Source organism: Tateyamaria sp. (genome assembly GCF_059783535.1).
In genome coordinates this window covers 1,724-9,016 of sequence record NZ_JBYNDP010000141.1, presented here as the reverse complement: position 1 = coordinate 9,016, position 7,293 = coordinate 1,724, and the positions used below count along the sequence as shown (strand labels likewise).

Here is a 7,293-nt window from a genome sequence, read left to right as displayed (position 1 = left end):
CGCATGTTCAGGAAGGTGGTGATCATGTTGATCGCACCCAGGATCGACGAGGCGCCCGAGACGTGCACGGCGAAGATCGCGAGGTCCATCGACATACCAGCTTCGTTGGTGGACAGCGGTGGGTAAAGAACCCAGCCCACGCCCGAGCCAAGCTGGCCGTTGCCACCTGGTGCCAGCACCGAGCACACGGCCAGCGTTGTACCAACGACATACAGCCAGAAAGACAGGTTGTTCAGCCGTGGGAACGCCATGTCCGGCGCACCGATCTGCAACGGCATGAAATAGTTGCCAAATCCGCCAAAAAGGGCGGGGATCACCACGAAGAACATCATCAGGATGCCGTGGCCGGTGATCAGAACATTCCAGAGGTGACCGTTGGGTGTACATTCACCCGCAGCAGCGGCAGTCAGGCGCGCGCCTTCCATACACATGTACTGGACGCCGGGATCCATCAGCTCAAGGCGCATATACACCGTGAATGCGACCGAGATGAAACCGGCGAGGGCCGAGGTGATCAGGTACAGAATACCGATGTCTTTGTGGTTGGTGGACATGAACCAACGGGTGAAAAAGCCCCGTTCGTCTTCGTGCTCGTGCCCGTGAATGGCTGCGTCTGCCATGCGGTGCCTCCTGGCTGTTGGTTACTTCGCGCGCGTGGTTCCCGCTTCGCGCACGGATTCTTGAGTGGTTCTAGAGTTTTGGCCCGCCCGCATCAATGGAAGATACGCGTAAGGGCCGGGATGAATTGTCGCGCGTGAAACATCCTGCACCCTCTACCCTGACTTCTTGATGTGAACCCAGGGTGTGGCGGTTTGCGTTTCTGACGGCGAAACAAACCGGCGATACTTTGCTGCAGTGTTCCAAGTACGCTCGCAGTGCCCTGCAAATGCCGCAATAAAGGGCCGTTCTAGGCGTTATTCATCCATTGTAGCGCCGGAATCCGCAGCCAAACCGGGCATCAAGGCGCGCGAACGCGTCGAGCAGTGAGTGCAAACATGGCAACGAACGACAACACCAACCCGGGCACCGAGGGTGACCAGGTCATTTCGGGAACCACCGGAACCGATACGCTGACCGGTGGTCTGGGCTCTGACACTATCAGCGGTGGCAGCGGCAATGACGTTCTGAGCGGAGACGGTCCTGTCGAGGGGGCGTGGCATTTCGAGACATTCGATTTCAACTTTTCATCTGCCGCGGGGCAGGCCTTTGACATCGAAAGCGGTGTGAGAACGGGTTCCGGCTATGTCACCGACTTCAACGAAAGCGGATTGACCAACACGGTGCGCGGCACCTCGGGTAACCCCGAAGATTTTGGCGTCATCTATACCAGCACGCTGAATGTCACGAGCGGCGGCACATACCGGCTGACCACGTCTTCTGATGACGGGTCGACCATCCAAATCTTCGACTCAAATGGAAACCCACTCCAGTTCAACAACCAGACTGGTGGGACGCTGGACTATTTGAACAACGACTTCCACCAGGCGACGACCACCCGTTTCGGGGACGTGACACTGGATCCGAACGAAACCTATACCATTCAGATCCGGTACTGGGAAAACCAAGGCGGCGATGCACTGTCGGCCACGATCAGTGGGCCAGACACCGGCAATGTCAGTGAAAACCTGTTGACCTCGTCCATGATCGGCATCCCTCCCGGACCGGAGTTTTCGGTGACTGGCACGCCTGCGGGCATCGAGGGCGACGATGTGATCGATGGCGGGGGCGGCAATGATACGATCCTTGGCGACGGCGGCAATGACACTCTGTCCGGTGGGGCCAACAGGGACAGTGTTGACGGTGGTAGCGGTGACGATGTCGTCCAGGGCGACGGCGGTGCCGACACGCTGACGGGCGGATCGGGTGACGACTCAATGGATGGCGGCAGCGGCCGCGATAGTGTGAGCGGTGGCACAGGGGACGACACGCTGGAAGGTGGCGGTGGTCGCGACACGCTGGAGGGCGAACAGGGATCTGACAGCCTTGTTGGCGACGGCGGTGCAGACGTTCTGGTCGGCGACACTGGGACCAATGCCACGACGCTTTACGAAGATGACTTTGAAAGCGGCGCCAGCGGCTGGACCAACAACACGACCGAGACGGACCCTGGCCTTGGCACGTCGCTGGGACGTTTTGGATCACCGGATGGCACTATCGCAACCGAACGCAGCTTTGACCTCACCGATGCTGAACAAGTGCAGATCGAGTTCGACGCCCTGTTGCTGGACAGCTGGGATGGTGAAGATTTCGTTATCACCCTGAACGGGGAAGAGGTGCGTTTCAGTCACCTTGCGGGCGATACGTCGTCACCTGCCAGCCAGAGCTTTGTCGGGGCAGATGGGGCCACCTACACGTTGGACTTCACCAACACTGTCACCGGAGAACTGGGCTATACCACCGGCGGATCGGTGTCGAACTCGCAAGACACGATCATGAATGTCGTGATCACGATCGACAATCCACCAACCACGCTGGATCTGGGGCTGGGCAGCACGCTGAATTCCAGCATCACCAATGAAAGCTTTGCCATCGACAATTTCAGCGTTGTGCGGATCGACACCGCGGACGATACGCTGATCGGTGGGACGGGCGATGACACGCTGACGGGTGGGGCTGGCGGCGATATCTATGTCTTCAACCCTGGCGATGATGATGATGTCATCACGGATTTCAATGCGGGTAACACAGGCTCCATCACGGATGGAGACCAGACCAACAACGACTTTATCGACCTGAGCTCGTACTACACCAACATCTTCGAGCTGCGCGCGGATCTGGCAGATGACGGCGTCCTGAACCAATCGGTGGGTGATTTCAGCGACAATACCGCTCTGGGCGGGTCGATCACCATGACCGGTGTCGCCGGGGGTGATCTGACCTTTGACAACACCAATGTCGCCTGTTTCACGAAAGGGGCGCTGATTGATACCGTTGACGGTCCGGTCGAGGTACAAAACTTGCGCAAAGGCATGCGTCTGCGCACATGGGACAATGGCGACCGCCCGGTCAGGGCTGTTCTGCGGCGCCGGGTTGACGGATCGGGCGCGCTTGCGCCGGTCCACATCTCGGCCGGGGCACTCGACAATGATCGTGACCTGATCGTGTCGCCGGCGCACCGCATGCTGATCTCGGATTGGCGTGCGCAGATGTTGTTTGGCGCGGAAGAAGTGCTGGTCAGTGCCGCGAACCTTGTGCGCGGCGACCTGATTTACCGTACGCCGATGCCCGAGTTGACCTACTACCATATCCTCATGGACCGGCATGAAGTGATCTTTGCCGAAGGGGCACCGACCGAAAGCTTTCACCTGACACGCGACGCGGTCGAGGCCGCGGAATACGGCGATAGCGAGGAAGGAGCGGTGGCCACTGAAATCGCGCGCCTGTTCCCCGAGTTGCTGATGTGCGCGAGTCGCTGCATACGCCCGGTTATGAAGGGCTACGAGGCCCGTGCACTTGCCGGGATGGTCGGTTGAACCCTTCTTCCGACTGAAAATACCTCGGGGAAGCCCGTAGGGCGGGGGCAGAGCCCCCTGAAACTTGGTGTCGCGCCAGCGGCCTTTGGATCACGTTTGATTTGAAAACACGCTGTCAAAGCTTTGGCGCAAGGCCACGTCCACATCTTCCATGATCACCGGCAGTCCAAGATCGACCAGAGACGTTACACCATGTTCGGCAATGCCGCAGGGCACGATCCCATCGAAATGGGACAGGTCAGGTTCGACATTGATGCTGAGGCCGTGAAAGCTGACCCATTTGCGCAGCCGGATCCCAATCGCCGCGATCTTGTCCTCGGCTGGCGCACCGTCGGGGCGGGAGGGCTTTTCGGGCCGTGCCACCCATACACCAACGCGCCCTTCACGAATTTCTCCCTTGACGTTGAAGCACTCAAGCGTGGCGATAACCCATGCCTCAAGGTCCTGAACAAAGGCGCGCACATCATGTCCGCGCTTGCCCACGTTCAGAAGGGTGTACGCCACCCGCTGGCCGGGGCCGTGATAGGTATACTGGCCGCCGCGCCGCGTTTGGAACACTGGAAAGCGGTCGGGATCGGTGAGGTCTTCGGTCTTGGCCGAGGTGCCTGCGGAATAAAGAGGCGGATGTTCCAACAGCCAAATGCATTCATCTGCCTCGCCCGCAGCAATCGCGGTCGCGCGCGCCTCCATCCAGGCTTCGGCCTCGCGATAATCGGTCAGCCCCGGTGTCGTGATCCATTCGACCATCGCGCTAGCCCGCCGCGTCCTCGCCCGCCTTACGGAGAATTTGGGCGTAGTTCTCTGCCCCTTGGGCCCCGGTGACCAGGTACTTGCCGCCAAAGACCATTGAAGGCACACCCGAGATGCCGTGCGAGGTCCAGAACGCTTGTTTCTCGCGGACACTTTCCTTCAGTTTTCCGGATTGCAGAACCTCTTCCGCCTCGGCCCGGTCTAGGCCGACGCTTTCTGCGATATACAGGAGTATGGTGCGGTCCGAGACATCGCGCTGTTCGGTGAAATGCGCTTTGAAAAGCGCCAGTTTCAGAGGGTGTTGCAGTCCCTGCGCCAAGGCGAAGTCAAGAAGTTGATGGGCGTCGAAGCTGTTGACGATGCGGCTGTCCGGAGAGAAGACGAAGTCGATCCCAAGGCTGGACCCCAGCGCCTGCATCTGGGCTCGGTTCTGTTTGGATTGTTCCGGTGATGCTCCGTATTTTTCGGCGATGTGTTCGGTCAGGTTTTGACCTTCCGGCGGCATGTCAGGATTCAATTCAAACGGGTGCCAGCGTACGCGGGCACCCACGCCGGTGGTGCCCAGAGCCTGCTCCAATTGACGGAATCCCACGATGCACCAGGGGCACATCACGTCTGAAACGATGTCCACGTCGATGACAGGTGAGTCGGTATCGGGCATGATTTGCGCTCCTGTGGCGCTGTTGATGCGGCCTACATCACCTTCATGAGACCAAGTTTCAAGCATTTGGGCGTCTGAACGGGCAGGTATGGAATTTGTGACTCCCCAAATCGCGCGGAATTGTTAGCATATGCGCATATTCTGGAGGGTTATTCATGTTCACAAAGTCCATTGCTGTTTCTTTCGTTGCACTGTCCATGGCCATTGTTCCCGCAACGCGTGTTACCGCGGATGCCGGTGACTTCGTAGCCGGTGCCATTATTGGCGGCATCGTCGGTCACGCGGCAACCAAGCAGAACCAGCGTAGGAAGGCGACACAGCGCACCTACACCAAGAAGACCTACAAGCCGCGGCTGCCATCCACGCAGGAAGGGCGCGAGATTCAGGCGTCGTTGAACTATTTTGGTTTCAATGCTGGCACCGTTGACGGGCAGCTGGGGCGTCGGTCGCGGAACGCGATCTCGTCCTATCAGGCCTATCTCGGCTACCCTGCAACCGGTCAGCTCACACCGTTTGAGCAGAACCTGCTGATCACGTCCTACAACCGTGCACAGGCGGGCGGCTATGCCGTGACGCAACAGATCGCGACGACACCGGACGGCACGCGTGGTCTGCTCAAGACCTACCGGGCGGAATTGGCGGGCCAGCAGCCTGCGGTACCACTGGCACCGAACACCACCATTGTCGTTGCTCCGCAGCCCGTCGCACCCACCGTTGGCACGACCACAACAACCACTGTTGTCGCAGCAGCGCCCGAGGCCGCGGCACCTGCAGCACCAACCGAAGCGGCAGCGCCGGCCTTGCCGAACTTCCTTGGCGGTGGGGCAACCGCATCTCTCGCCTCGCATTGCAACACCGTGTCGCTGCTGACCAACACCAATGGTGGTTTCACCACGGCGGCGGCGATGACGGACCCGGATGTCGCGTTGAACGAACAGTTCTGCCTCGCACGGACCTATGCCATCGCCACGAGCGAGAATATGATTGCCAAGGTGCAAGGGTTCACGCCTGATCAGGTTGCTTCGCAGTGCGAACAGTTCGGTCCGGCCATGCAGCCCTATGTTGCGTCGCTTGCGCTCAAGTCGCAGCCCGAGGTGGTGCAGGACGTCGCGGGCTTCATCCTGACCACCGGCATGTCGCCTGCACAGCTGAAAGGCACGGCGCAGATCTGCATGGGCGTTGGTTACCGCACTGACAACATGGACGTGGCGCTGGGCTCGGCCCTGATGCTTTTTGCCATGGGTGATCATGTCTATGGTGAGATGATGGGGCACCACTTGGCGCAGGGCTTTGGCACAAACAAGCGGATCGATTCCGCCCGCGTCTGGTATGCCGAGGGGCTGAAGGCCGTGGATTCCGGCGCGCCTGCCGTGTTCGCACCCGGCCAGCCTGAGCGTGTGGAACTGCTGCGTCAGGCCTCGCTGCGTCTGGGCACGTCGAATTCCGGCCTCGCGGCACCTGCGCAACCCACTGTGCAGCCTGCTGCATTGCCGACATTCGGTCTGGCCAGCGACTGATAGACACCTCGTTTGAGGACAGACACCGGGGCCGACCCATGGCCCCGGTTTTTCTTTGAGTTTTCGGTCTTGGCAACGAGCGCGTTCATCGCTAAACCCCGCTCACCAAGTCAAGGCGTGCGGCCGTGGCGGAATTGGTAGACGCGCAGCGTTGAGGTCGCTGTGAGGTAACACTCGTGCGAGTTCGAGTCTCGCCGGCCGCACCACTTTCTCCGACATCCTGTTTTGAGACCGACGCTGCGATGGCATATCCCTGTGTGCTTTCACGGGCTGTTGCGGCTTAAAAGTCACGCGCGCCGGCTGCGGTAGCGCGTTCCGTATTTCTGGCATATCGCGGGGCATATCTCGGACAATTGGAGATATGCCCCGCGCGGTTTTGTCAGGCCGCAAGCGTCTGGCGTTGGCGAAGTGCGCGATAGAGGCCATCCTCGCGCGCCATCAACTCGGCTGGTGTGCCGTCTTCGACGATTCTGCCGCGATCAAAGACCAATATCCGATCCATCCGTTCGACCGTGGCAAGCCGGTGGGCGATGACCAGCGTTGTGCGCCCTTCCATCAACCGCTCGGCGGCTTCGGCAACGCGCGCTTCGGCTTCGGAGTCGAGCGAAGAGGTCGCCTCGTCCATCACCAGAACGGGTGCATCGGACAGGAAGGCGCGTGCAATGGCCACACGCTGACGCTCCCCCCCCGACAGCTTCACGCCGCGCTCGCCCACTTCGGTCCCGTACCCTTTGGGCAGGCGGCCGATGAAGTCGGCGGCACCCGCACGCTCGGCCGCTTCGCGCACCTCATCCAAGGTGGCTCCGGGACTTGCATAGGCGATGTTTTCGGCCAGCGACCGGTGAAACAGCACGGGTTCTTGCGGCACCAGCGCGATGTGGCGGCGCAGTTC

The 7,293-nt window shown here is 60.2% G+C and carries 6 protein-coding genes and 1 tRNA gene; 3 read left to right on the top strand and 4 right to left on the bottom strand.

From position 1 onward, the window contains the following. On the bottom strand, window positions 1-620 hold a 620-nt coding region (locus AC6RA8_RS18975), incomplete at its 3' end, for a cbb3-type cytochrome c oxidase subunit I (RefSeq protein ID WP_500354871.1). A 375-nt stretch (window positions 621-995) separates the two neighbouring features. Here AC6RA8_RS18975 and AC6RA8_RS18970 point away from each other — a divergent pair. Beyond that, complete coding sequence (locus tag AC6RA8_RS18970; RefSeq protein WP_500354869.1) at window positions 996-3,473, top strand: Hint domain-containing protein; 2,478 nt, start codon at window positions 996-998, stop codon at window positions 3,471-3,473. A gap of 90 nt (window positions 3,474-3,563) precedes the next feature. Here the strand turns inward: AC6RA8_RS18970 and lipB are convergent, their stop codons facing one another. Further along, complete coding sequence (gene lipB, locus AC6RA8_RS18965) at window positions 3,564-4,220, bottom strand: lipoyl(octanoyl) transferase LipB (RefSeq protein WP_500354867.1); 657 nt, start codon at window positions 4,218-4,220, stop codon at window positions 3,564-3,566. 4 nt (window positions 4,221-4,224) lie between these two features. Beyond that, the gene (locus AC6RA8_RS18960) at window positions 4,225-4,884 is read right to left on the bottom strand and encodes a DsbA family oxidoreductase (RefSeq protein ID WP_500354865.1); all 660 of its coding nucleotides are present in this window, start codon (window positions 4,882-4,884) and stop codon (window positions 4,225-4,227) included. A gap of 155 nt (window positions 4,885-5,039) precedes the next feature. Here AC6RA8_RS18960 and AC6RA8_RS18955 point away from each other — a divergent pair, with 155 nt between their 5' ends. Together AC6RA8_RS18955 and AC6RA8_RS18950 are read left to right on the top strand one after the other, a co-directional pair. After that, a complete protein-coding gene (locus AC6RA8_RS18955; RefSeq protein WP_500354863.1) occupies window positions 5,040-6,401 on the top strand; it encodes a peptidoglycan-binding domain-containing protein in 1,362 nt (453 codons plus the stop codon). A 119-nt stretch (window positions 6,402-6,520) separates the two neighbouring features. Beyond that, window positions 6,521-6,607: transfer RNA gene (locus AC6RA8_RS18950), tRNA-Leu, on the top strand. 173 nt (window positions 6,608-6,780) lie between these two features. Here AC6RA8_RS18950 and AC6RA8_RS18945 read toward each other — a convergent pair. Next, window positions 6,781-7,293, bottom strand: a 513-nt coding sequence (locus AC6RA8_RS18945) for an ATP-binding cassette domain-containing protein (protein WP_500354861.1), incomplete at its 5' end; no start/stop codon positions are given.

What these genes read in the sequence shown, in the direction of transcription:
- lipB (WP_500354867.1), bottom strand. Translation starts at nt 4,220, where the DNA reads ATGGTCGAATGGATCACGACACCGGGGCTGACCGATTATCGCGAGGCC.
- AC6RA8_RS18955 (WP_500354863.1), top strand. Translation starts at nt 5,040, where the DNA reads ATGTTCACAAAGTCCATTGCTGTTTCTTTCGTTGCACTGTCCATGGCC.
- AC6RA8_RS18970 (WP_500354869.1), top strand. Translation starts at nt 996, where the DNA reads ATGGCAACGAACGACAACACCAACCCGGGCACCGAGGGTGACCAGGTC.
- AC6RA8_RS18960 (WP_500354865.1), bottom strand. Translation starts at nt 4,884, where the DNA reads ATGCCCGATACCGACTCACCTGTCATCGACGTGGACATCGTTTCAGAC.